General features: G+C 40.4%; 19 protein-coding genes. 12 read left to right on the top strand and 7 right to left on the bottom strand.

Translation table 11 applies throughout. The features are described from left to right. Positions 1 to 95 precede the first annotated feature (95 nt). The 3 genes from sixA to CAL7507_RS11375 all read right to left on the bottom strand — a co-directional run bounded on the left by sixA (position 96) and on the right by CAL7507_RS11375 (position 2,225). The gene (gene sixA / locus CAL7507_RS11380; protein ID WP_015128626.1) at positions 96 to 590 is read right to left on the bottom strand and encodes a phosphohistidine phosphatase SixA; all 495 of its coding nucleotides are present in this window, start codon (positions 588 to 590) and stop codon (positions 96 to 98) included. Further along, positions 590 to 751 carry a hypothetical protein gene (locus tag CAL7507_RS32330; RefSeq protein ID WP_015128625.1) on the bottom strand — a complete coding sequence of 54 codons (162 nt, stop codon included), beginning with the start codon at positions 749 to 751 and terminating at the stop codon, positions 590 to 592. Before CAL7507_RS32330 ends, sixA begins: the two co-directional genes overlap by 1 nt. 190 nt (positions 752 to 941) lie before the next feature. Further along, positions 942 to 2,225: a bifunctional oligoribonuclease/PAP phosphatase NrnA gene (locus CAL7507_RS11375; protein ID WP_015128624.1), complete on the bottom strand. Its 1,284-nt coding sequence runs from the start codon at positions 2,223 to 2,225 to the stop codon at positions 942 to 944. 909 nt (positions 2,226 to 3,134) lie between these two features. Between CAL7507_RS11375 and glmM the strand changes: the two genes are divergently transcribed. The 12 genes from glmM to CAL7507_RS11315 all read left to right on the top strand — a co-directional run bounded on the left by glmM (position 3,135) and on the right by CAL7507_RS11315 (position 17,423). Continuing rightward, positions 3,135 to 4,610 (top strand): phosphoglucosamine mutase, encoded by a 1,476-nt coding sequence (gene glmM, locus CAL7507_RS11370; RefSeq protein WP_015128623.1) that lies wholly within the window; start codon positions 3,135 to 3,137, stop codon positions 4,608 to 4,610. Positions 4,611 to 5,114: 504 nt separating this feature from the next. Next, positions 5,115 to 6,773 (top strand): hormogonium polysaccharide biosynthesis protein HpsL, encoded by a 1,659-nt coding sequence (gene hpsL / locus CAL7507_RS11365; protein ID WP_015128621.1) that lies wholly within the window; start codon positions 5,115 to 5,117, stop codon positions 6,771 to 6,773. Between the two features lie 92 nt (positions 6,774 to 6,865). After that, the gene (gene hpsN / locus CAL7507_RS11360; RefSeq protein ID WP_042341277.1) at positions 6,866 to 7,870 is read left to right on the top strand and encodes a hormogonium polysaccharide biosynthesis glycosyltransferase HpsN; all 1,005 of its coding nucleotides are present in this window, start codon (positions 6,866 to 6,868) and stop codon (positions 7,868 to 7,870) included. A 149-nt stretch (positions 7,871 to 8,019) separates the two neighbouring features. Next, positions 8,020 to 9,204 carry a hormogonium polysaccharide biosynthesis glycosyltransferase HpsO gene (gene hpsO / locus CAL7507_RS11355; protein WP_015128619.1) on the top strand — a complete coding sequence of 395 codons (1,185 nt, stop codon included), beginning with the start codon at positions 8,020 to 8,022 and terminating at the stop codon, positions 9,202 to 9,204. 106 nt (positions 9,205 to 9,310) lie between these two features. Next, positions 9,311 to 10,489 (top strand): hormogonium polysaccharide biosynthesis glycosyltransferase HpsP, encoded by a 1,179-nt coding sequence (gene hpsP, locus CAL7507_RS11350; RefSeq protein ID WP_015128618.1) that lies wholly within the window; start codon positions 9,311 to 9,313, stop codon positions 10,487 to 10,489. Positions 10,490 to 10,607: 118 nt separating this feature from the next. Continuing rightward, positions 10,608 to 11,246: a peroxiredoxin gene (locus CAL7507_RS11345; RefSeq protein ID WP_015128617.1), complete on the top strand. Its 639-nt coding sequence runs from the start codon at positions 10,608 to 10,610 to the stop codon at positions 11,244 to 11,246. 98 nt (positions 11,247 to 11,344) lie between these two features. After that, positions 11,345 to 11,929: a Uma2 family endonuclease gene (locus CAL7507_RS11340; protein WP_015128616.1), complete on the top strand. Its 585-nt coding sequence runs from the start codon at positions 11,345 to 11,347 to the stop codon at positions 11,927 to 11,929. A 37-nt stretch (positions 11,930 to 11,966) separates the two neighbouring features. Then, complete coding sequence (locus CAL7507_RS11335; protein WP_015128615.1) at positions 11,967 to 12,551, top strand: Uma2 family endonuclease; 585 nt, start codon at positions 11,967 to 11,969, stop codon at positions 12,549 to 12,551. Between the two features lie 297 nt (positions 12,552 to 12,848). After that, positions 12,849 to 13,835, top strand: coding sequence for an AraC family transcriptional regulator (locus tag CAL7507_RS11330; protein WP_015128614.1), 987 nt, complete (start codon positions 12,849 to 12,851; stop codon positions 13,833 to 13,835). Positions 13,836 to 13,875: 40 nt separating this feature from the next. After that, positions 13,876 to 14,169 (top strand): type II toxin-antitoxin system HigB family toxin, encoded by a 294-nt coding sequence (locus CAL7507_RS11325; protein ID WP_015128613.1) that lies wholly within the window; start codon positions 13,876 to 13,878, stop codon positions 14,167 to 14,169. Between the two features lie 7 nt (positions 14,170 to 14,176). Beyond that, the gene (locus CAL7507_RS11320; RefSeq protein ID WP_015128612.1) at positions 14,177 to 14,548 is read left to right on the top strand and encodes a type II toxin-antitoxin system HigA family antitoxin; all 372 of its coding nucleotides are present in this window, start codon (positions 14,177 to 14,179) and stop codon (positions 14,546 to 14,548) included. 289 nt (positions 14,549 to 14,837) lie between these two features. Continuing rightward, on the top strand, positions 14,838 to 17,423 hold the full coding sequence (locus CAL7507_RS11315; RefSeq protein WP_015128611.1) for a TonB-dependent siderophore receptor: 2,586 nt from the start codon (positions 14,838 to 14,840) through the stop codon (positions 17,421 to 17,423). Positions 17,424 to 17,523: 100 nt separating this feature from the next. Here CAL7507_RS11315 and CAL7507_RS11310 read toward each other — a convergent pair whose 3' ends face one another. The 4 genes from CAL7507_RS11310 to CAL7507_RS11295 form a co-directional block, all read right to left on the bottom strand. Next, positions 17,524 to 18,414: an Rpn family recombination-promoting nuclease/putative transposase gene (locus CAL7507_RS11310; RefSeq protein ID WP_015128610.1), complete on the bottom strand. Its 891-nt coding sequence runs from the start codon at positions 18,412 to 18,414 to the stop codon at positions 17,524 to 17,526. Positions 18,415 to 18,440: 26 nt separating this feature from the next. Then, entirely contained in the window at positions 18,441 to 20,591 is a 2,151-nt protein-coding gene (locus CAL7507_RS11305; RefSeq protein WP_015128609.1) for a dynamin family protein, read from the bottom strand. 310 nt (positions 20,592 to 20,901) lie between these two features. Further along, a complete protein-coding gene (locus CAL7507_RS11300) occupies positions 20,902 to 22,983 on the bottom strand; it encodes a dynamin family protein (RefSeq protein WP_015128608.1) in 2,082 nt (693 codons plus the stop codon). Positions 22,984 to 22,999: 16 nt separating this feature from the next. Continuing rightward, on the bottom strand, positions 23,000 to 23,326 hold the full coding sequence (locus CAL7507_RS11295) for a hypothetical protein (protein ID WP_015128607.1): 327 nt from the start codon (positions 23,324 to 23,326) through the stop codon (positions 23,000 to 23,002). Between the last annotated feature and the right edge of the window lie 135 nt (positions 23,327 to 23,461).

Below are 23,461 nucleotides of genomic sequence, written 5' to 3'. Positions count from 1 at the left end.
TTTGAAAGATTTGCTCAGGCTAACTTACCAGAAATTGCGCTTACCACAACAGTAACAGTTGTCACCTAAGTTCTCTCGTAACTGTTGAAAAACCGTTATAGTAAGTACTTGGGTGGTGTCAACCAAAACATCTGACTACGACCCAAGGGAGAGCCTATTTCTGGTAGTTTTATCCCAATCATACCTGCTTTTTTCAAGACTAAACTTGCTTTGCTCTCTCCCCAAAGCAGAATTTCTGCCCACTCGCTCAAATTAGGTTCATGACCAACCAAGGCAAGTTGGGTTTTCTGGGGATAATTTCTTGGTTCTAACCAGTCTGTAAGCCAATTTTGGATATTACCATCAGGACTCAGGTGGCTAGATTCTGCCAACTGGGAACTAAGTCCTGATGCTATAAGTATTTCTGCTGTTTCGCGGGCGCGTGTTAAGGGACTGGTGACAATCACATCAAAATGGAAATCCAGATGAACTAATCGCTGGGCTACCTTCTCTGTTTTTTGCCTTCCTTCCTTGGTGAGAACTCTTTCCTCGTCCTTGATGTTATGTGCCCTCTCTTCAGCAATGCCATGACGAATTAGATATACTTCCATTACAATCCTTGAAGACTATGCACCCAAGCAGTGTTATTAGCTAAATCTTGGCGATGTCTCCGCATCCCAATAAAACTATCATTGATCAAATCAAACTCTGGTGACTCAGGGGTACATTCAATAATTACATATCCTTGATGCAACAAAGCAATAAAATCCATAACTTGACACTTTGCATCAAGCGGACAAGAATAAAAACTTATTCAGTGATTCTGGCTGTGTCATTTTGATGCCTCAATCGGAAGTAGATAGATAACCAAAAAATCTATTTCTTGACTTAAAGCTAAATAAAGTCTTTTCATCCGTTTCAATAAACTTTGGCTATCTATTCTTTGTAATCTCGTGCCTAGCTTACTCTGATTGAATCGGGTTATCTCTGGGGTTAACTAACCTCAGCAGTTTTTGCTTAATTTGAGCATCGAAAACTTCCCATTTCATTTTGGCATAGGCAGAATTTTCGTTACCACCAGACAAGAATCCCATTGGCACTTCAAAGCCACCTGCACTTGTTCTTCCACCACCAAAAAAGCGCCCGGTGCTATCTTGTCCAAAGGCTTCTTTAATGAATTCATCGGGATCTAGGGTCAGTTTGGTGGTTCTCAGGGAGCCAATGACTACTTCTAGTTCATCATCTTCATCGTGAACAATACCGTAAACTACGGCAGTGTGGACGTTCTCTTCTGTCACCAGAAAATCAGCAGCTTGGGGAATAGCATCGCGGTCATCATAGCGGATGTAACCAACACCGGCAATGGAAAAGTTATTTTGCACGATGCGGTTTTTGAGTGCCCGCTCAATGACATCCATTACCCGCTTGGAACGATTAGCCTGTAAGATCGCGTTTAGCAGTTGGGCGTCATAAAATCGACTGAGGTACGCAGCAGCCATAAAGTCCTCTTCTTGCGCTTGCATCAGTCTATTTGTATCCGATCGCAAACCGTGCATTAAGGCAGTAGCACATTTAACATGTTGATTAATGCTGCTATCTAACGTTAGTAACCCTGCCTGTAAGTATTGGGTAAAAATCGTTGCTGTCGCCCTTACATAAGGACGGACATCCACAAACTCTGATTTAAGTTCCGACTGTAGACTATGATGGTCGATGACTACTACCAGTGGAACTCCTGCCTGCTGCACAGATGATAGTAGCTGACTGGTTGTTCCCTGATTATCAATTAGTACAAAACCTTGATAACATGACAAGTCTTTGGTTTTCAAGGTTTGCAGAGTCCACCTCTGGGCAGGTAAATTAGTCAGCTTAACTAAAGCGATATTTTCCTGGTGGCTCAATGTACCGGCATAAATAATCTCACATTTAATATCATATTGTTGAGCAATTAACTGGTAAGTCCAAGCACAAGAGAGAGCATCAGGGTCAGGAAAATCTTGTAAAATTATCAGCTGGCGATCATGTCGGTGTGCTAGAAGGGTCTTTTGTAGCTCTTCTGTCTTCTGAGAAACCAGAGAATTACCACGTTGAACTAGATAAATACCGCCTTCACCTGGCGATGGTGGTAAGGAAGGCCTGGCGAGTGGAATTTCAACTGGCATTTTGTCTATTTCCCCATCCTCTGGGTTCGGCTCTGTAGTCAATGACAAACTCTCAAACTGCGTTAAGGAAGGATTCAATTGCATAAGGAACGTTTTTATAAATGTGAGGCTTGACGGTTTCGTTAAGAAATTCTACAACCAGCAGTTTACTGATTAGGCCACACATTATGATCTTCGCAAAAATCTAGAACCTTGGCACTGTGTCTGTTAGCCTATTTTTCTAAATAAAAGCCGATAGATGTTGTCTAAGTAAAAAAAGAGTAGCTTATACAACTAGCTACTAATACATCGCCAAAGAAATCAAGCTACTATAAGAATTCATAAAAAGCCTATGATATAAGCTCTTTTATTTGATTTTTTTAGTCTTTTAGTGTTATTGAATCTACGTAAAAATACTGAGCTTTTTTTGTGATAGGCTAGTTATAACTCAAGTTACATAATTCCAATCATCAAACACACAATCCATTGTAGCGATACTCACACTAATGGTAGAAGTCAGAATTTATAACCCAGGAAGGAATCAAGAGGTTTTTTTATTCTGGCTTTTAAATATTATAGTTAGGAATCATGCAAGTTAAACGCAGATTAGCTTAACAACATGTCGCCGCGTATATAAAAGTTGTATGCCCAGGACATGGTCTCCATCTCCAGTCTCTAAATTCAAGGCAATAAAAATATCTACTTTAGGCAATCTTTACAGTGAAAGAGAGATATTTATGCGTAGTATTACTTATAAATAGTCTTGATAAAGTCAATGTCTAATAAAAAAAATAAGTATATAGTTAGGTAAGCATCAATCAACTGGAGCAACCCGCGATCGCTGTTAGCGAAGGAAAAGTGTATATGACAACTGACGGGTTGACTACTGACAAGGTGCAAAACTATCTTAATCTACGCCCAGATACTCAGTAGTCAAAAGGTTATTGAGCCGGAATTGTTGAACAAATTGTAAAGTGCTATTCTCCAGTTTGACTGTGTGGAGTGTTTAAATTTATGGTCTCATCGATAACTCGGACTCAAAATGACATTAATGGAGGTTCTACTTCCAAATCTGATGGATTAGGAAAAAATATCGCGGGTAATTTTGGGCTGAAATTATTAGCATTGTCAGCAAATCCCTTGTTTGGTACAGATGGCATTCGGGGAAAAGTGGGAGATTTGCTAAATGCGCCCTTAGCATTGGAAGTAGGTTTTTGGGCGGGTATTGTTTTGCGTACCCATGCTTCTCAATTAGGCCCAGTTATTCTCGGACAAGACTCGAGAAACTCCAGTGATATGCTAGCTATGGCCTTGAGTGCAGGGTTAACAGCAGCAGGTATAGAGGTTTGGTATTTGGGATTATGCCCCACCCCTTGTGTCGCCTATCTCACCAGCATCAGTAATGCGATCGGTGGTGTGATGATTTCTGCCAGCCATAATCCACCAGAGGACAATGGGATTAAAATTTTTGGTGAAGATGGTACTAAGTTACCCCAAGCATTGCAGGCAGAAATTGAAGCGGGACTACGTGGGAATATCTCAGTAGCTGCCAGTGTAAGTAATTGTGGGCGGCATTATGCACGTCATGAATTAGTCAAGAATTATAGTGAGGCTTTGAAAACGACTTTGCAGGATGTAGTCAATCTTCAGGGAATGAAGATTGTTTTAGATTTGGCATGGGGTGCGGCTGTTGGGTTGGCGTCAGTCGTATTTAAAGAAATGGGTGCAGAGGTGATCTGCTTGCACAACGAAGCGGATGGCGATCGCATCAACGTTAACTGTGGTTCCACTCACCTAGATATTCTGCAAGCCACAGTCAAGCAACACAACGCTGATCTAGGTTTTGCCTTTGATGGTGATGCTGATCGCGTTTTAGCAGTAGACAACACAGGACGCCCAGTTAATGGCGATTATATCCTCTACCTGTGGGGACGCCACTTACAAAAACAGCAACAACTACCAGATAACCTCATTGTCTCTACCGTCATGGCCAACTTAGGCTTTGAAAGGGCTTGGCAAAAACACGGTGGTAACTTAATTCGCACAGCAGTAGGCGATCAGTACGTGCAAGCAGAATTGCTGCGGACTGGGGGAATGCTGGGTGGTGAACAATCTGGCCATATCCTGTGCCGTCACTATGGTATTACTGGAGATGGCTTATTGACAGCCTTACACATAGCAGCTCTAGTGAAAGAGGCGGGTGTTTCTCTGGGCGAAATGGTAGACCAAAGCTTTGAGACCTATCCCCAACTGTTGCATAATGTGCGAGTCATCGACCGCGATCGCCGTTTAGGCTGGAAAGATTGTGAACCTGTACAACAAGCGATCGCGATCGCCGAGGCTGCAATGGGTGATGCTGGCAGAATTTTAGTCCGCGCCTCTGGCACAGAACCCGTAATCAGAGTTATGGTGGAAGCCGCTGACGCAGAACTTGCTAACCACTGGACAAAAGAATTAGTCTCACAAGTTCAACAGCATCTGGCAGTTTAAGTTAGAAGATTTCCAGAATAAAAATTACCATGAGTAGGGGCAAACAACCGTTTGCCCCCTGCTTGCTGTTAAGAAATATAAATTTTTCGTCCCAGCTTCTGCAAATTAACCAGCCTTGGTTGTTTGTGGAAGCTGTGGCATTTGTAGTGACTTAAAAGTGAAATAGCATCACACACCTAATTTTGAATAAACCTTTTGCGAAAGTAAATAATATGCTAATCCTGTGTGATTTGTGAAAACATCGTAGCACCTTAAAGAGCTTAAGATGTTGACAATACCTAGATTTTTAATACTTTCCATCATCATTTTATCTGTCTCGACATTAAAATTTTATGTGTTATTATTGACCGTTAGCTTCTTTGACGAAGTTATATGAATATCAGAATTAATCCTGGTGAACTCTCCTGAAAAAACAGTGAATTAAACCAGCCTTAAAGTGAGCAACTATGGTGAATTCTGATATGGCTACGTTTATTAACTAAAAATATCTATTCATGGGCTATTATGCCTAAATTAAAATCAAAATCCCAGAAGTTAAAAAAATCAAAAAAGCAGGCTAAAACCGAAATACCTACCCTTAGCCTCAAAGAAAGATTAGCCCAAAAACGTAAAGCAACCTTAGCGCGTAAAGAATTCACAGGTTTATTAAACAAAGCCATCTTTGGTGGTCTCTTTCTTGGCATTATTCTTTTTTTCGTGGGTGGTATTAAGGCCGCGATTCCAGGTGTTTTAGCAATTCTCATCTTGTCCCTATCTTACAAATATCCCCGCCAAGCGTTTTTTGCTTTTATCATTTATGTACCCTTCGGAGGGACTATCACCTATTACATCGGCAATAGTCCCATACTCCAATTAGCTAAAGATGCTTTCTATGTTCCAGTCCTAATGGGAGTTTGGCAAAGTTGCCGTAGGCAAGGAATACCTCTAATTCCTGTCAAAGCTATTAAAACCCCACTATTTATTTTATTGGGACTGTGTTTACTAACCCTAATATTTATCAATGGCGGACAACAGCTAAACCCACCTAGTAGTGGACTTATAGCAAAAGAAGGCACTGATATACCCATAGGCTTGGGTATTTTGGGACTGAAAGTATTTTTAGGTTATGTACCCTTAATCGGTTGTACTTACTATCTAATTCGTGATAAGCGGGATTTTATATTATTAGCTCGCCTGCAAGTCGTACTTATACTTATGTGCTGCGTGCTGGGATTAATTCAATATTTATTCCTCTTAACCGGGATATGCGAAGGTACTAAAAATGCCGAAGGGAGTGCCTTATTTAAGGCGACATTAGAAGCCCGATGTTATTTTGGTGGTTCCCTAGTTTATAGTCCTAGCCAGGGAATGATTCGCCTACCTGGAACATTTGTTGCACCTTGGCAGTGGGCATGGTTTTTAATTTCCAGCACATTTTTTACCTTTGCTACTGGTTTCGCTGACCCTTCTATTATTTGGCGATTAGTGAGTTTAGGTTCTTTGGCAATGGTCTTTGTTAATGCAGTAGTTTCTGGGCAGAGAATTGCTTTAGCTTTAGTCCCAACCTGCTTCATAATTTTACTATTTCTCACCGGACAAATTGCCAATCTCAAAAGGTTTATTCCTATAGGAGTGGGACTAGCGATTATTCTGGGAATTGCGATGGTGAGTAACCCTACTCTTGTACAAGAGAGACTGGACAGTTTTAGCAGTCGCTGGGAAGCTTCACCACCCCAGGCGTTTATCGTTGATCAATTTGCAGAAAATTGGAAAAGTGTAGACGGGCCACTAGGGAGTGGCTTGGGTCGGGCGACAAACTCTGCTCGTGCAATGGGTAAAACTAAATTAGTAGAAACTTATTACCCCAAAGTATTGTATGAGGTGGGTATTTTAGGATTACTGGGGTTTGTGGGTTTAGTTACCACCCTGACATTCACTGCCTTCAAAACATATCGCTCGATAAAAAACCGTAATTTCCGCAGTTACGGAGCTGCATTGTGGGTGTTTATATTGTTTATTAGTTACAACACCTACTATTACCCTTTAGATGTCGATCCCGTTGCTGTATATTACTGGTTTGCTGCGGGTATTCTTTTCAAATTGCCGGTTATAGATAAACAAGAAAAGGAAAATGCCGAACCGGAATCAGCAACTAAGAAAAAACACCTAAAGATCCAAACTTAATTGATTTTATTCTGACTCTATATGAGATCAGAATGGCATGTTTGATTATAGTGAGTTATCTTAATAATCGAAGCAAAATTTATAGTATAAAAATGAATAATTATCCTTTGATAACCGTAATTATACCGACGTACGGTCGAGAAGAAATCTTGTGTGATAGCGTTAATGATGTCCTTAAACAAGACTATCCAAATTTTGAAATTTTAGTAGTAGATCAAACTCCAAAACACAAACCAGAAATTCAAGCTTACCTAGAAGAATTGGCAAAAGCAGGTAAAATTAAATGGTTCCATTTAGATTGGGCAAGTTTACCTGGGGCGCGTAATTATGGGGTGCGCCGATCAGACGGTGAAATAATTTTATTTATTGATGATGATGTGAAGTTAACCCCTGGATTTTTAACAGCGCATGTCAAAAACTATTTGCAGAATCCGGAAGTAGGGGCTGTTGCTGGCAGGGTATTTGATCGGATGAAATTAGCTGATGCCGTGGAAGGCAAAACCCAAGGAGATGCTAATTACAAAGAAATTGAATATCTGCCACCCCAAGCAATGGACCCTGGAATTGCTTGGTATTATATTGATTTAGTACATACAATTAAACCCCAGCAAGTTCTGACAACTAGGGGTTGTAATATGTCTTTTCGGCGGGAAATTTTTAGCATCCACAAATTGAGGTTTGATGAGAGGTTTCGCGGGAGTGCAGTCCGCGAAGAATCAGATTTTTGCTTGCGACTACGGCAAACGGGATATAAGATTTGGTATGACCCAGATGCTGCTTTAGTGCATTTAGGGGAAGAAACGGGGGGTTGTCATGATATTAGTATGCGATCGCTCAAATATCAACTCACTTTCTACCACAACCATTTCTTACTAGGGCTGAAAAACCTCAACGCTAATCAAGCTTTACGCCTCTACGCGCGGTTATTCGACTGTCACGTTCTGGGACGACCACCTTGTCACAAAAGCGGTTCCCCTATCAAAATTTTGACTCGCGGCTTTTTCTACATTTTAGGTTTTCTCAAGGCTTTGGCTACCGTCATTCAGTCCATCTGGAATGATGGTCAAATTTATAGTCGATTAGATCAACAAGTTTAGAATTTTTTCAACCCTCAGATAGTTATGTAGGGTGGGCATTGCCCACCGTATTCCAGTTTTTAGTGAGCTACTAAAACTACTAAAACTGTGTTTGATTTTGAATTATTTATCTGTGATTTAGTTTAGCAAATTTATAATCAGAAATAGTGATGAGAATTTTAGTTGCTAGCCATACTTATATTGTAGACCTGAACTGCGAAAAATTACGTGAATTATCCCGACTCGAACCCGGAATTGAAGTAACAGTTGTGGTTCCCAAACGCTGGAAACCTGGAGGAGTGCAAAACAAAATTATTGAAACTCAATACCGAGATGAAGGGGCATTTAAAATAGTACCACTTTCTAATTTTAGCCAAAATCATCAGGGACTTCTAACTTTTGGTGTTGAATTAATATCTTTATTGCAACAATTTCGCCCCGACATCATCCATGTGGAACAAGGCTCTAGAGGACTGTCTTATACTCAGATGATTATCTTAAATCAATTATTAAAATTAAAGGCTAAAAATGTATTTTTTACTTGGTGGAATCTACCATACCAACTGAAATTACCTATTGCTTTATTAGAAAAATATAATCTCAACAATAGTGATGGGATTATTTGTGGTAATCAAGATGGGGCAAAAATACTGCAACAACGAGGATATCAAGGTCTAATTAAGATAATGCCACAACTGGGTGTAGATGAAAATAGATTTACTCCCCAACCTCAAACAGAATTGGCAGCTAAATTGGGTATTAAACCAGGTGAGTTTATAGTTGGTTTTGTTGGTAGATTTGTCCAAGAAAAAGGTTTATTAACACTTCTAAAAGCATTAGTAACTTTGCAAGATAGACCTTGGAAGTTATTACTTCTGGGGCGTGGAATATTGCAAGCAGAACTACTTAAAATAGCAACAGAGAATAATCTTAAGGAGCGGGTTATTCTTATCGAAAGTGTTCCTCATGATGCAGTTGCTAACTATATCAATTTAATGAGTACTTTAGTCTTGCCATCAGAAACTACTTACAATCTTAAAACTTTAACTGCAACTGGCTGGAAAGAACAATTTGGGCATGTACTGATTGAGGCAATGGCTTGCAAAGTACCTGTGATTGGTTCTGATTCTGGCGAAATTCCTCACGTAATTGGTGATGCTGGTTTAGTCTTTCCTGAAGGCAATGTTCAAGCTCTTGCTAATTGTTTAGTTCAATTGATGGAAAAATCAGAATTTGCTCAAAGACTAAGTCAAATGGGTTATCAAAAAGCAATTTCCAAATATACAAACAAAGCACTAGCTCAACAGCAATTAGAGTTTTATAAAGAACTTGTTAGTCGTGGTTCATCCCATTAATTAGGCAGATTAGATCACCGACTTCTACCCTGCGGGAAGCCACCCTACGGGTGTCTATAAGAAGTCGGGGATCTGAACACCACTAACCGACTACTAGGAAAAATATATGCGAATTCTACATATTGTTCCCTCAATTTCTTTGATTTATGGTGGTCCTAGTCAAATGGTATTAGGACTAGCTCCCGCGCTGGCAAAAGAGGGTGTAGCCGTTACAGTTATCACAACTGATAGTAATGGAGATATCGGTCAAGAACCCCTTGATGTGCCCTTAAATTACCCTATTCAACAAAATGGTTACGAAATCATATATTTTCATTGCGCCCCATTTCGTCGCTATAAATTTTCACTGGATTTACTAGATTGGTTAAAGAGTCACGCCCAGGAATTTGACATAGCACATATTCATGCTTTGTTCTCTCCTATAAGTAGTGCTGCCGCTATTGTTTGTCGGCAACAAAAATTACCCTATATTTTGCGTCCTTTGGGAACTCTCGATCCGGCTGATTTACGCAAGAAAAAACAATTAAAAAAGCTTTATGTTGCAGTTTTAGAACGTCGTAATTTAGCTGGTGCGGCAGCAATTCATTTTACTAGCGATCAAGAAGCAAAAGTATCACTACGTTTTGGTGTATCGACACGAGATTTGGTGATTCCTTTGGGCGTGATTCCCCTGCAAATAAATAGGGAAAGGGAGGATGTGCGGATTTTGTTGGATATTCCCAAAGATATGCCTTTAGTGCTGTTTATGTCGCGGATTGACCCAAAAAAAGGTTTAAATTTGTTGATTCCAGCCCTAGAGAAGCTGTTAGTATCCGGGCACAATTTTCACTTTATTTTAGCTGGAACCAATCCCCAAGACCCAGATTATGAACAAGAAATTAAGTGCCAAATTGACAATTCACCATTGCGATCGCACACGACAATCACTGGCTTTGTTACGGGTGAACTAAAAGCTAGTCTATTACAGGCGGCTGATTTATTCGTCTTGCCTTCTTACTACGAAAACTTTGGGATTGCTGTAGCTGAGGCGATGGTAGCAGGAATACCTGTAGTGATTTCCGATCAGGTGCATATTTGTGAGCAAATACGTGAGAGTCAGTCTGGCTGGGTATGTGCAACAGATATACAAGCCTTAACAGAATCATTGCAAGAAGCTTTGCAAAATCCCCAAGAACGCCAACGCCGGGGATTAAACGCTCAAAATTACGCACTGCAAAATTACAGCTGGCACGCGATCGCCCAGCAAACTATCCTGGCATATGAACAAATTTTGCGATCGCCATAAGCAATTACATAACCTGAAATTTATTGATAAACCTCTCAATCCGATAGGGAAACCGGGGTTTTATGTAACGATTGCTGTAGTATAATACTTAAGCTTTTATAACTACAGGGAATCTCTCATGACTCTCCGTCTTGGTGACACAGTACCCAACTTTACGCAAGCCTCAACACACGGCGACATCGATTTTTACGCATGGGCGGGTGACAGCTGGGTAGTGCTGTTTTCTCACCCTGCTGATTTTACACCTGTTTGCACCACTGAATTAGGCACGGTTGCCAAGCTGAAACCAGAATTTGACAAGCGTAATGTCAAAGCGATCGCTCTCAGTGTTGATGATGTTGAATCCCACAAAGGCTGGGTAGGAGACATCGAAGAAACTCAAAAGACTACTCTTAACTACCCGATTTTGGCAGATGGCGATCGTAAGGTTTCTGACCTTTACGATATGATCCATCCCAACGCTGCTGCAACCGTGACAGTGCGATCGGTGTTCGTTATTGATCCCAGTAAGAAACTCCGTCTCACCTTCACCTACCCTCCCAGCACTGGACGCAACTTTGATGAACTTTTGCGGGTGATTGACTCTCTGCAATTGACTGATAATTACAGCGTGGCGACACCAGCAGACTGGAAAGATGGGGAAGATGTTGTAATTGTCCCCTCTCTCAAAGATCCAGAAGTACTCAAAGAGAAGTTCCCCAAAGGTTACGAGGAAGTCAAACCTTATTTGCGGTTAACTCCTCAACCTAATAAATAAATCTGTCAAATCATTTTACGCAAAGACGCGAAGTTTTATCTTCGCGTCTTTTTGTTTTTGCGTGAAAATAAAAGTATTAAGTCAGTTGGGTAGGCATTATGCTTTCATCTCCTTTAATGTTGCAGATTCCACCATCAATGCAAATGACAGATGAGCAGTTCTTTGAATTTTGTCAAGTCAATCGTGATTTACGCATTGAGCGGAATAAATTAGGAGAAATATCGATTATGACACCCACGGGTTCAGAGACAGGTAATCGAGAATTTAATATTTTAGGACAGTTGTGGGTGTGGTCAGAAAAAGATGGAACAGGTATCTGTTTTAGCTCCAGTGCAGGATTTACACTATCAACAGGTGCAAAGCGATCGCCTGATGCTTCTTGGATTAAGCTAGAAAGATGGAATGCGCTCTCCAAAGCAGAGCAAGAAAAATTTGCTCCCATTTGTCCAGACTTTGTGATTGAATTGAGATCGTCAAGTGACCGCCTCTCACCTTTAAAAGAAAAAATGGCGGAATATCTGCAGGAACCGGGAGTGCAATTAGGTTTGCTAATTGACCGCAAGCATCGTCAAGTTTATATTTATCGTCCAGGAAAACCAGAAGAATGTTTAGATAATCCTGCGAATGTTAGCTGTGAACCTGTGTTACCTGGGTTTATTTTGAATTTAAATAAAGTTTGGTAGAGCAATATTTTAAAGAAAAGTTATTGAGGTATGTATGATGCTTTCATCTCCTTTAATGTTGCAAATTCCACCATCAATGCAAATGACAGACGAACAGTTCTTTGAATTCTGTCAAGTGAATCGTGACTTACGCATTGAGCGGAATAAATTAGGAGAAATATCAATTATGACACCCACGGGTTCAGAGACGGGAAATCGTAACTTTAACATGGCTGTACAGCTAGGAGTTTGGGCAGAAAAAGACGGTACGGGTATTTGTTTTGACTCCAGCACAGGATTTACACTATCAACAGGTGCAAAGCGATCGCCTGATGCTTCTTGGATTAAGCTAGAAAGATGGAATGCTCTTTCCAAAGCCGAGCAAGAAAGTTTTGCTCCCATTTGTCCAGATTTTATAGTGGAACTGCGATCGCCAAGTGACCGCCTCTCACCTTTAAAAGAAAAAATGGCGGAATATCTACAGGAACCGGGAATACAGTTAGGTTTGCTAATTGACCGCAAGCATCGTCAAGTTTATATTTATCGTCCAGGTCAACCAGAAGAATGTTTAGATAATCCTGCGAATGTTAGCTGTGAACCTGTGTTACCTGGGTTTATTTTGAATTTAAATAAAGTTTGGTAGAAAGTAGAAATGTTGAAATTAGCAACACGATTCTAATAAGAGATGCTATGCGATCGTCAAAAGCCAAAATAATATTTTTTGATAACATATAACAGTTTTCAGATGAGTGAGGAACAGTTTTAAATTGCAAGACCTGTAAAGGCGGGGAAACCCCGCCCTCGATTGTGTTGCATCCGACCGAGAACTGCTATAAACAATAAATACACAATTATTACTTAATCTTAAGCTATTTCGTGTAAACTTATTGCTAATAATTTCTATTAAGTTTACCATCAATTGCTAGCCGTGACCATTACCATGACAGCGCAGGAAGAAGGGGAACTGTGGGATGAGGTTGCCCAGAGTGTTGTATGCGACGCTACCTCAGAACCCTTTGAATTCACCCATGAAATGCCTAAGCAGCTGGGTAGAGGTGGTTCTCGCGGTGTACAAGTACATCCCAATATCTGGCTGGCGATGATGGACTATCAATATCATGATGATGTCGTCATCCAAATTCCTGAATGGGAACACCCCTTGCAATTTGGCGTTTTGCTTTCAGGTAGCACCATAGATGAGTATGGAGGAAAGGTAGGGGAAGGATATACCTGTATCTCCGGTAGTGGTATCCAACGCCAAACGTCCTTTAAAATTCCGCAAACGTGGCGTGTGGGTGTGGATATTCATATGTCCCCTGATGTATTGAGAACTTTTTTCCCCACAACAGATGACGAAATTTTGCCCCAATTGCGTTTTTTAGCACAGGGTGATGATTGGCAAAGTTTAATTTACCCAGAAATTACACCAGCTATCCAAGGTGTGGTATCGCAGATGATTAATTGTCCTTACCACGGGATAACTAAGCGGATGTATTTGCAAGCGAAGGTTTTGGAATTGATGACATTGCAACTAACCCCGATTTTGTCGCATCAGGGCGGATTGCAACCATCACCGAAATTAAAGCCAGGAACTATTGCTAGCATCCATCATGCTAGAGAAATTTTGCACTCTCATTTAGAAAACCCACCTTTGTTAGTAGAGTTAGCACAGATGGTAGGAATTAGCGATAGGACTCTCCGACGCGGATTTCAAGAACTCTTTGGCACAACAGTATTTGGTTATCTCACAGATAAGCGCATGGAGTCAGCAGAACAGTTATTACGTCAGGGAAACATCACCGTTGGCGAGGTTGCCCACCAAGTCGGTTATTCTGAGCAGGGACGCTTTGCATCGGTTTTTAAACGTAGATTCGGCATCATGCCTAGTGAATGTTTATCGGGTAAAAAGTCCGTTTTGGGATTGTAAGACTATTGCTCCCAAAAGGGGAGCAAGTTATGATCGCATCATGAGAATCATCGCTCGTAGTACTCTCCGTGAATTTTGGGAAGTTCATACAGATGTTGAGCAAGCACTAAGAGCGTGGATAGATGACGTTGCTCAAGCTGATTGGCAAAGTCCCGCAGACATTAAAAGTGTTTATGCTAATGCCAGCTTCATCGCTAATAACCGAGTCGTATTTAACATCAAAGGCAATAACTATCGGTTGATAGTTCATGTCCGTTATGACATTAGCATCATTTTCATCCGATTTGTCGGTAGCCATGCTGAATACGACAAGATCAACGCCGAGACTATTTGAGGTGAATATGTATAGTCTACAACCCATCAGAACTAAAGAAGATCACAAAGCGGCTTTGACAGAAATAGAGCGGCTTTTTGATTCCACACAGGGAACCCCAGAGTTCGATCAACTAGAAATCTTAGTGACTCTAGTAGAAGCATACGAAAATAAGCATGAGCCAATTTTACCACCGGAGCCGATCGCAGCGATTCTCTATTACATGGAGAGTCGGGGTTTAACTAGACATGATCTGGAAAGTGCGATCGGCTCTCGAGCAAGAGTCGCCGAGATTTTAAACCGTAAGCGACCTCTGACTCTGGAGATGATTAGAAAGCTACATCAGCAGCTAGGGATTCCTGCCAGAACTTTGATCCAGCCATACTCACTCGCTCAATAGCAATGCGATGCCTATGACAACCCTTTTGGTGTACATGATTCTTTATTGGTGAATGTTTATCGGGTAAAAAGTCCGTTTTGGACTGACGATGCCGTTTTTGCCATAGACTCAACAACCAACTCTTCTCTATACTCAGTCTCATTAAAGAATAATGATTTGCAACAAGCTAGGGTTTGTGCCAGGAATAGAACTGAGTAGAGACAGGAAATTTTTCATCTCTACTCATCATCTTCGTTGCAAATAGTGTCAATAAAGTCAAGTGCAGTCAGCTGGTGTTTAAGGAGTTGTGATGAAGAGTTGGTACTTACATAACAGTTTTCAGTTGTGGTTGACACTGAGTTTATCTTGGTGCTTGGGTATAGTAGGAATTCAATCAGGATGGGCAGTAGAAGAGAAAGGACAAAAAGCACGGATTGTTAAGCCTCCCGCCCTTGGTAAGTTAATAGTGCAGTCGCCCACGCCGACAATCACCCAAATAACCGGAGTGAAAGCAAACCCTACAGAAAAAGGTGTGGAGGTAATTTTACAAACTACCCAAGGGGAAAAATTACAACTCACCAACCGTAGTACTGGTAATAATTTTATTGCTGATATTCCTAATGCTCAATTGCGATTACCGTCGGGTGAGGGTTTCACCTTCCGCTCTGAAAAACCGCTTGCGGGAATTACAGAGATAACTGTGATGAATTCTGATGCAAATACCATTCGAGTGACGGTAGTCGGTGAAAAAGCTTTACCAACAGTTGAATTATTTGATAGCGATGAAGGTTTAATTTTTGGTGTCGCATCTACTGCAACTGCAATGCAGCCAGAACCAGAAAAGCCAGCAAGTGACATACCGCCAGCACAACCAGCAGCACAGGGTGATGAGCCGATTGAGTTGGTGGTGACAGGTGAACAGGATGGTTATCGGGTGGGAGATTCGTCAACTGCAACTAAAACCGATACACCCCTGCGCGACGTTCCCCAATCGATTCAGGTGATTCCTCAAGAAGTGCTGCGCGATCAACAAGCCAATGTCTATAGCGCACTGAGAAATGTCGCTAGCATTCGTCAAAATAACCCTTCGGGCTTTCCCAATGTTCGGCTGACTAACCGGGGCTTTTTTATCAATGACTTCTCTGGGAATACCCTGAGAAACGGCATAAAAGACGTTGGTGCCACAACTGGGGCTGAACTTTCTGGGATTGAAAGAATTGAAGTTCTTCAAGGGCCGGCTTCTGTTCTCTTGGGCGGTGCTGCACCGGGTGGGACGATTAATTTTGTGACAAAACAACCGCTACGCGATCGCTACTACTCGGTTGAGGCCAACGTTGGGAGTTATGATTTCTATCGTGGTGCCGTAGATATATCTGGACCACTAGACGATGACAAGAAAGTTTTATATCGACTCAATGCTTCTTATAAAGATCAAAGCTTTACTCAGGACTTTACCAGAAGCCGGGTTTTGGTGGTTGCTCCAGTCATCAGTTTTGCCATCGGTGAGAATACGAAACTGACCTTAGAAGCAGATTATGTAGACTCCACATTCGATCAGATCGACCTTGGCTTACCACTGATTGGTACTGTGCTTCCTAATCCAAATGGTCAGATACCGCGCAACCGTAACACAAATGAGGGTGTTCATACGGACTCAGGGTATAGAGTTGGATATGCGTTAGAACATCAACTTAATGACAACTGGTCGCTAAAAAATGCCTTTCGATTTGGGAATATGGATTTCCGAAACCGGGGTGTTACTGTTGGTACTCGGCTTTTGCCTGATAACCGCACGCTACAAAGATCATTTTCTGAGTTTTCCTATCTACTATATGATGAATATAATCTCACAACTGATGTTGTTGGTAAGTTTTCCACTGGTTCGATCAAGCATCAATTGCTTTTTGGCGTAGAGTTAAGAAGAGTCGATCTGGATACCCAAAATGTTAATAGAGTAGGTGTGCCAATTGACTTATTTAATCCGATCTACGGTCAACCACCAGGGGCGATTACGTCTAGAACTGATAGCAGCACCGTCACAGATCAACTTGGTATCTACCTGCAAGATCAAGTAGCGATCGCCGAAAACTTGAAGTTGCTTTTAGGCGCTCGTTTTGATGTTTTTAATCAAACTAACCAAAACTTTCTCAACAATACTGAAACCAGTCAATCAGGTGATTCATTCAGTCCTCGCGTAGGCATTGTTTATCAGCCAATTGTGCCCATTTCACTCTATGCCAGTTACAGTCAATCATTTAATCCAGTCATTGGTACAGCCTTTGATGGTAGTGTATTTCAACCAGAGCAAGGCACACAATACGAAGTTGGGGTCAAAGCCGATTTAAGTATTCGCCTCTCAGCAACACTGGCTTTCTACGACCTGACCCGCACCAATGTGGTGACTACTGATACTAGACCAGATGTACCACTGGGCTTTTCCATCCAAACAGGTGAACAGCGTAGCCAAGGAATTGAATTCAACATTGCAGGCGAAATTTTACCTGGATGGAATATCTTCGCTAGCTATGCTTATACGGATCTTAGCGTGACTAAAGATAATGTTCTTCCAGTTGGTAGTAGCCTAAATGGTGTAGCAAAGAATGCCGCTAGTCTATGGACAACATATCAAATTCAACAAGGAAAATTGCAAGGCTTGGGGTTTGGTTTGGGACTATTTTATGTCGGAGAGCGCACAGGATTTCTTGACGACACCTATGAATTACCGAGTTACTTAACGACTGATGCTGCTATCTACTACAAACAAGATAGGTTCCGTGCTGCGCTCAATTTCAAAAATCTATTCAACGTAGATTATTTTGAAAATTCTTTCGGTAGATTGCGTGTCTCTTATGGCGCACCATTCACGGTGCAGGGAACGATTTCGTTTGAGTTTTGAAGTTGATGATGACAAGGACAATTATAGGCGATCGCTGTTTTGTGTATATCTCGATCTAGTGGGCGATCGCATGACTTACCCTAGATATCTCTTCCTGATCCTAACCCTCAAGTACTGTTAACCAAGCCTGCAAATCAGCCATACTGGTAAAATCTAACAGTGCTTCACCCAAATTTTCTAATTGTTCTAGGGAAAGAGTTTCCATACGCTCAAGCACAACTTGAGGTAATTCTCCCACCTTTCGAGTTAGTTGACGGAGGATGAGCGATCGCGCTTCTACTTCCCGTCCTTCTTCTCGTCCTTCTTCCCGTCCTTCTTCTCGTCCTTCTTCCCGTCCTTCTTGCTTAATTTCCCGGTAAACCTGGGTTTCTCTCAATGTAATTCCCAACATTTCTTCTATCTCCCGTTGACTTTTACCTTCAAACTTATACACCATAATTGTTGTTATTAACTCTATTATGGCGCGATTTTCTGGTGACGGTGCTTCCTGTTGGCTTCTAGCGAGCAAATATCTTGCTTCCTCAGTGGTGCGTTCTTCCTCTAGTGTAGTTAATAATGTTAATGCCACCCATAAAGGTAATTGACGAATATTACCCAACTCATCCAAATATATTCGATTTACCTGAGTGCTGTTAAGTTGACTTAAATAAGGACGAATATCACTTTGCTCAAGACTACGAGATGGGTAAATTATCACGATGTGTAGATTGCTAAATCTGTCACGATTGCGGTAAAAGTATAACCAAGATTCCGCAAATACACGCTCATAAAGTCTTTCATCCTTCTGAAACTGTACCTCGCAGAAGTAAACTACACCCGGATTTTCACTTTCTGGTGGTAGGAATACACCATCAATCTCGAATTTAGGTTCTTTAACGGCTACCGAATCAAATCTATATTCACCTGCATTTTCTGGCGGATTTGTCAATAGCTCAAATAATAAAGTGGGGGATTGTTGGAATAGTTTGTAAAATATGGAGTCTCGACGCATGAACCTGTTGTAGAAAACCAATATTATCAATGAGTTTGATTAGATAATACCGTATAAGCCTCATTAATTAATCGCATTTTCTCTTGAGCCTGTTTTTGCAATTGTGGCTTACTAACATATAAATCTGGATGCCATTTTTTAACTAAAATTTTATAAGTCTGTTTCACCTCTGCAAAAGAAACATCTTGTTGTAACCCCAAAACACTATAAGCGCGTGCAATTTTATCTTTTTCCACTGCTGTTTTCGGTGGGTTTGGTGCTTTGTTATTTTGGCTTGTCTGCTGCTTACTAGAACCAGGAGAGCGCATATTTGCTTTCATTCGCGCTATTTCCTCATCCAGTTCCCAATTTTTAAATTTTGCTTCCAATTCTTCTGGACGTGGGGGAGGGGATGAGGGAGATGAGGAAGTATTTTTATGTTGTTTTGTTGTCTCTTTGTTTCTTGGCGGAGAAGACTCTTGGTTTGGATATGTATATTTTGGTATTTCTTGATATGGTTGATAATTTGTAGGTATCTTAGATTTTTCTAATTCTCGTAACAACTGATTAAAACTTTTTTGCAACTGCTGTAAATTTTCCCGCTGTTTAGTGACATCTAACGGCTCTTTACTCACTTCAAAACGGATTACTTTTGTTGATTGCTGTTCATATTTAGCTAAGATTGATAAACCTTGGCTGCTCAAACGAGACAAATAATCTTCAGTTGCATTTATACAAATTTTCGCAACTTGTTGATGATAAGATTCCTGATTTGATTTTTCTTCAGAATTTTGAATATTTTTGTTTAATAAATAAGAAATACTTCCTACGACAGCAGCACCTACAGGGCCACCCAATAACCAACCAATCCCGCCACCAACTGCTACAGCACCAGGTTCACTCAAATCATTAGTATTACTTTGTTTGGGGGGTAGAGTTACTTGGGGTTCGGGAGGAAAAGGAATTAATAAATCTTCAGGACGTTCTTGTTGAAAAAAATCATAGCCTTGATAAAGCCATTTCACGACAGCTAATTGTAATTGTGTCAGGTCTTTTTTTAAAATATTAGTCTGCCAAGATTTAAAGTTATTTTCTGCTAGCGCTACCGTTGCATCAGTTTGGTATTTTGAGAGTAGCTTGGGTAAACTTAGCCAATCTCGTAACTCAGCGACGCTAGTATCAAAACCTTTTTGAATTAAGGTTTTTGCTTTTTGTTTAATTTCTATTTTAGCATTTTGCTTATCATCAAAAGATTTAACTTCATTAAGCAGGGGGTCAATTTTAGCTTTTAATGATAATTGGATTTGGGATGCGATCGCCTGCACTCTTGGCAAGCGCACACCGCCACGATTTTGTTGTAAAATACTCACAACATTTTGCAAAGCTGCTTCAAAAGTCACTAAACCACTACTAGTAGCAGCAGCAACATCACCTTTCAATCTTGCTCTTAAAGCGGGTAAAGCATCAACCCGATACAAATTACTAAAACCCGCAGGTAATTCGGCTCGAAAACTTTCAGCCACAAACCGCAGACGATTTTGCACTTGTAGTTGCTCGTCTGGTTCTAGTAAGTTAATAAAATTAGCAACAAATATAACTGTTTTAATACCCCGATCTAGTAGCCAATCTCGCAAGTTTTCGCGCTCTCCTAAAGTCATTAACTTGCGTGCATCTAGCAATTGTACCACTAAATCAGTACTAAAGAGTTGTTCTTTGACTAAATTATCTTGTTCTTCCCTATCATTAGTACCGGGTAAATCGAGAAATTCTACACCCGCTTCTAAAAAAGAATGGGGACAAAATATTTCCACAGATGCTACATCTTTTCGCATCTGTCTATTACTATCAAGAATGGCAAATTGCTGCAAAACTTCTGTACCACTGCGATAGATTTCCGTACCATCGACTAACATGATGCGAGTGCGTACATCAGAGCCATACTTAACAGTAATAGCCGCGCCTGTGGTAGGAATTAAATCAATTGGTAAAGCACGACTCCCCAATATTGCATTCAACAGAGTTGATTTACCATGATTAAAAGGCCCAAATACCGCAATCCGAAAGTTAGGATTAGCTAAATAATTGGAAACAGTAGTGACATCTTGATACAGTTGTGACTTGCGATCTAAATTTAGTAAACTACAAGCAGATTGAATAGAAGTTACTAAATCCCGATAACCTTCATACTGTTGTTGCATAATTTTCTTCAGCCTTCATTCCTAGTTCCTAGATTTTATCTGGGAATGTAGATATTGAGGCTCCGCCTCATATTAATATATTTATGAAAGTCAGAGCCTACTTCTAAGAGGATGTTTGAAAAGTATAGTTTTTGTCATGCTTAAAGTAGCTCTGCGGAGTGTTGGCGTAGCCTCTCGAAGAGAAGTATCTTAGCCTCAACGAAAAATTGGGATTCTTCACTCCGTTCAGAATGACAATTTATACCTGTCTGGGACTTTTCAAACAACTTCTAAGCATTCTCCGCTTTTAGCTGAGAACAATAAATATCAGCTAGCTATAGTAAGCTAATAAATTGCTATAAGCAGCCTCAATTTTCTGCAATTGATAGATAACATCTTCCTGCAAAGTTTTCAATCGCTTTAACTCACTTTCACGATTAATTTCTCGCGTTTCTTTCTGCTTGAGTAGATTATCTAACTCAGATTTTCGAGATATAATATCATCATTTATCCGCTTACTTACTTCTCTTTCGTAAGAATCAAAACACTCTTTCACAGCATCATATACAGTTTGGGATTGTTTTTGTGCAACTTCTGGAAGATATTTAACTAACTCTTTTTTTGCAGTTTTAACTAACTGTTTTCGAGCTTGATCTGCTTGTAAAAATCCTACACCTAAGCCAAGCAAAGGGATGTAAATAGGAGCGAGAATAGGACTGATGATTGTTCCTATTAACGCACCAACACCAAGAACGGTAAAATAGTTCAACAAAATATTTTTCCAATCAAACCCTGCACCAGCCATTGCAAAGCCAGCAATGTTACCATTAGTCAAGGATAATAATCCCATTGCCCATTTTGCCCATGTAGGAGAGTTATCGTCTTCAGTGTTGGTAGTGTGATTAACTCTGACTTTTTCTCCAGTTAATTTTTCAGTAATTTGGTCTGTTACTTGACTATAAGATGCACCATACTGTGCAGCACTACGAGTAAGTTCCTTAAAAGCTGTATTAATATCTTTTTCAGCTGTTAAAGTCCAAGCAGAGAATTTATCAGTGATATATTGCTCAAAGGCTTTTTGCAGTGCAGCATTAAATGCTTCTCGTTTACCACTACTGAGGAAATCAAAGAGATTTAGCTCTGGTTGATAGCGGAGAAAATCATTTTCAAAGGTATTACCTAAGTTTAAAACGTAACTGCGGAATGATTCAGAAATTTCTCTGGCTTGAGTATCTCTCGTACTGATAATTTCTTTTTGGAATTGATCGCGGATATTTGTGAGTTTGTTAAATTCTGGTTCTACAGAATTAATCCTTTTTTTCAACTCATCGACATCTTTGTCAAGTAATGGTAGCCTTCTATCTATAGCTTCGCGGGTATGATTGCAGGCTTGTCTTGCTAATGTTCTCACTTGGCGTAACTCAGCGATCGCACGTTCTCTAGTCAAGAAAGTATTCAGCGCTCCTGTAAACTCTGGAAAGCCAGTTCCCTCTAAATTGGCTTGGGGATTCTTCAACCTTTTTCTCAGTGCTTGAATTGATGAAAGTTCAAACACGCGCTCGTGATAAATATTCTGTCCATCTACAGAACAATATTCTGCTAAATTTGCTTGAAATACTTGCCGCAGCCTAGTTTCTGCTCCATTTAACTCCTCTGCATCATCAGGATCAATCAATGATTCCCTTACCTGATCCCAAGCATTAATTAAGAAGAAAACCGACAATCCTCGACCTTTGATATAATTTTCTAGGTAGCGCCGTTCACCCAAGGTACAAGGTTGAGATGCTCTCATCACAAACAGAATAGCATGACAGTTATTCACATATCCTAAGGATAATTCGTTCCGTGATTCCGTATCATTTAATCCTGGACTATCAACAATTTCAATACCCTTTTCTAGAAGAGTTAAAGGATATTCTACTACTGCATAATCAACATCAGGAAATGCTGGCTTTTTCTCTTGTTCTAGTTTTTTAGCTTCTGCCGGATCAATAGTATATTTATATTTAAAATTCTGAAAATCTAGCTGCTCTGGACGTTTGCCATCATTAAAGTGAATTGTAACCTTCTTTTCTGGCCCGTAACGCAAAACTGTGAGAACTGCGGTACAGGGATTAACATCACTTGGTAGTAAGTTTTCGCCAATCAAGGCATTAAGAAAGGTGCTTTTTCCTCGTTTCATATCGCCTAAAACTAAGAGGCGAAACACACCTTGTTTGAGGTTTTTACTAGCTGCTTTAATATCTTCAATATCTCGTTCTAAGCTGAGTTTTCCTGATGAATAATCTCCAGCTAATTCGGCTTTATTAATTGTTTCAGCAAGATTACTTAACGATGATGAAATATCTGCTCGTACTTGAGCAACACGGTCTAAATCATTGATAAATTTGTCAGTTTCTACTTGATTGCTCATAATAATTCTATTCTAATTAAGGTTTGTTTTTGGGAAATTCAAAAAATAATTTATAAGACATCCAACCTAATAAGGCGACAATAACTACCCCCGCTAATGCAGAGGCTACTTTCACAGCAACCAGCGCCGCCACACCAATAGCGAAAAGCTTCGCTGCGAAAATCACTTTTTTTACCCATAGTTTCTCAGCTTTTTCTGGCTGATGCTGCACAGTTTGATGAAAAGATACATTAGGAGTCTGGATTTCAGAGTCCATTTCCCTCAGTCGTAGTTCAACTTCCCTTTGACGCAGTATACGTTCGCGTTGTTCCAGTTCTTTATGGCGATCGCTTTGAGATTCCATCGGTGTCCACCCCATCTAGGACAATAAAATGATGTCCGCATTCAGCACATTTGCATGTATTTTATATTACTTTTTTATAAAAATCCTCGGTAGAATTTCTGCTTTATGCAAATCAGTTATCAGTTGCTAACTGAT

The sequence above is a fragment of the Calothrix sp. PCC 7507 genome, assembly GCF_000316575.1.
In the GTDB taxonomy this organism is placed as follows: domain Bacteria; phylum Cyanobacteriota; class Cyanobacteriia; order Cyanobacteriales; family Nostocaceae; genus Fortiea.
This window is presented reverse-complemented; position numbering and strand designations above follow the sequence as displayed.

Bases quoted from the DNA above. Each gene is read 5' to 3' on its own strand.
- sixA (WP_015128626.1), bottom strand. From the start codon at position 590: ATGGAAGTATATCTAATTCGTCATGGCATTGCTGAAGAGAGGGCACAT.
- CAL7507_RS32330 (WP_015128625.1), bottom strand. From the start codon at position 751: ATGGATTTTATTGCTTTGTTGCATCAAGGATATGTAATTATTGAATGT.
- CAL7507_RS11375 (WP_015128624.1), bottom strand. From the start codon at position 2,225: ATGCAATTGAATCCTTCCTTAACGCAGTTTGAGAGTTTGTCATTGACT.
- glmM (WP_015128623.1), top strand. From the start codon at position 3,135: ATGGTCTCATCGATAACTCGGACTCAAAATGACATTAATGGAGGTTCT.
- hpsL (WP_015128621.1), top strand. From the start codon at position 5,115: ATGCCTAAATTAAAATCAAAATCCCAGAAGTTAAAAAAATCAAAAAAG.
- hpsN (WP_042341277.1), top strand. From the start codon at position 6,866: ATGAATAATTATCCTTTGATAACCGTAATTATACCGACGTACGGTCGA.
- hpsO (WP_015128619.1), top strand. From the start codon at position 8,020: ATGAGAATTTTAGTTGCTAGCCATACTTATATTGTAGACCTGAACTGC.
- hpsP (WP_015128618.1), top strand. From the start codon at position 9,311: ATGCGAATTCTACATATTGTTCCCTCAATTTCTTTGATTTATGGTGGT.
- CAL7507_RS11345 (WP_015128617.1), top strand. From the start codon at position 10,608: ATGACTCTCCGTCTTGGTGACACAGTACCCAACTTTACGCAAGCCTCA.
- CAL7507_RS11340 (WP_015128616.1), top strand. From the start codon at position 11,345: ATGCTTTCATCTCCTTTAATGTTGCAGATTCCACCATCAATGCAAATG.
- CAL7507_RS11335 (WP_015128615.1), top strand. From the start codon at position 11,967: ATGCTTTCATCTCCTTTAATGTTGCAAATTCCACCATCAATGCAAATG.
- CAL7507_RS11330 (WP_015128614.1), top strand. From the start codon at position 12,849: ATGACAGCGCAGGAAGAAGGGGAACTGTGGGATGAGGTTGCCCAGAGT.
- CAL7507_RS11325 (WP_015128613.1), top strand. From the start codon at position 13,876: ATGAGAATCATCGCTCGTAGTACTCTCCGTGAATTTTGGGAAGTTCAT.
- CAL7507_RS11320 (WP_015128612.1), top strand. From the start codon at position 14,177: ATGTATAGTCTACAACCCATCAGAACTAAAGAAGATCACAAAGCGGCT.
- CAL7507_RS11315 (WP_015128611.1), top strand. From the start codon at position 14,838: ATGAAGAGTTGGTACTTACATAACAGTTTTCAGTTGTGGTTGACACTG.
- CAL7507_RS11310 (WP_015128610.1), bottom strand. From the start codon at position 18,414: ATGCGTCGAGACTCCATATTTTACAAACTATTCCAACAATCCCCCACT.
- CAL7507_RS11305 (WP_015128609.1), bottom strand. From the start codon at position 20,591: ATGCAACAACAGTATGAAGGTTATCGGGATTTAGTAACTTCTATTCAA.
- CAL7507_RS11300 (WP_015128608.1), bottom strand. From the start codon at position 22,983: ATGAGCAATCAAGTAGAAACTGACAAATTTATCAATGATTTAGACCGT.
- CAL7507_RS11295 (WP_015128607.1), bottom strand. From the start codon at position 23,326: ATGGAATCTCAAAGCGATCGCCATAAAGAACTGGAACAACGCGAACGT.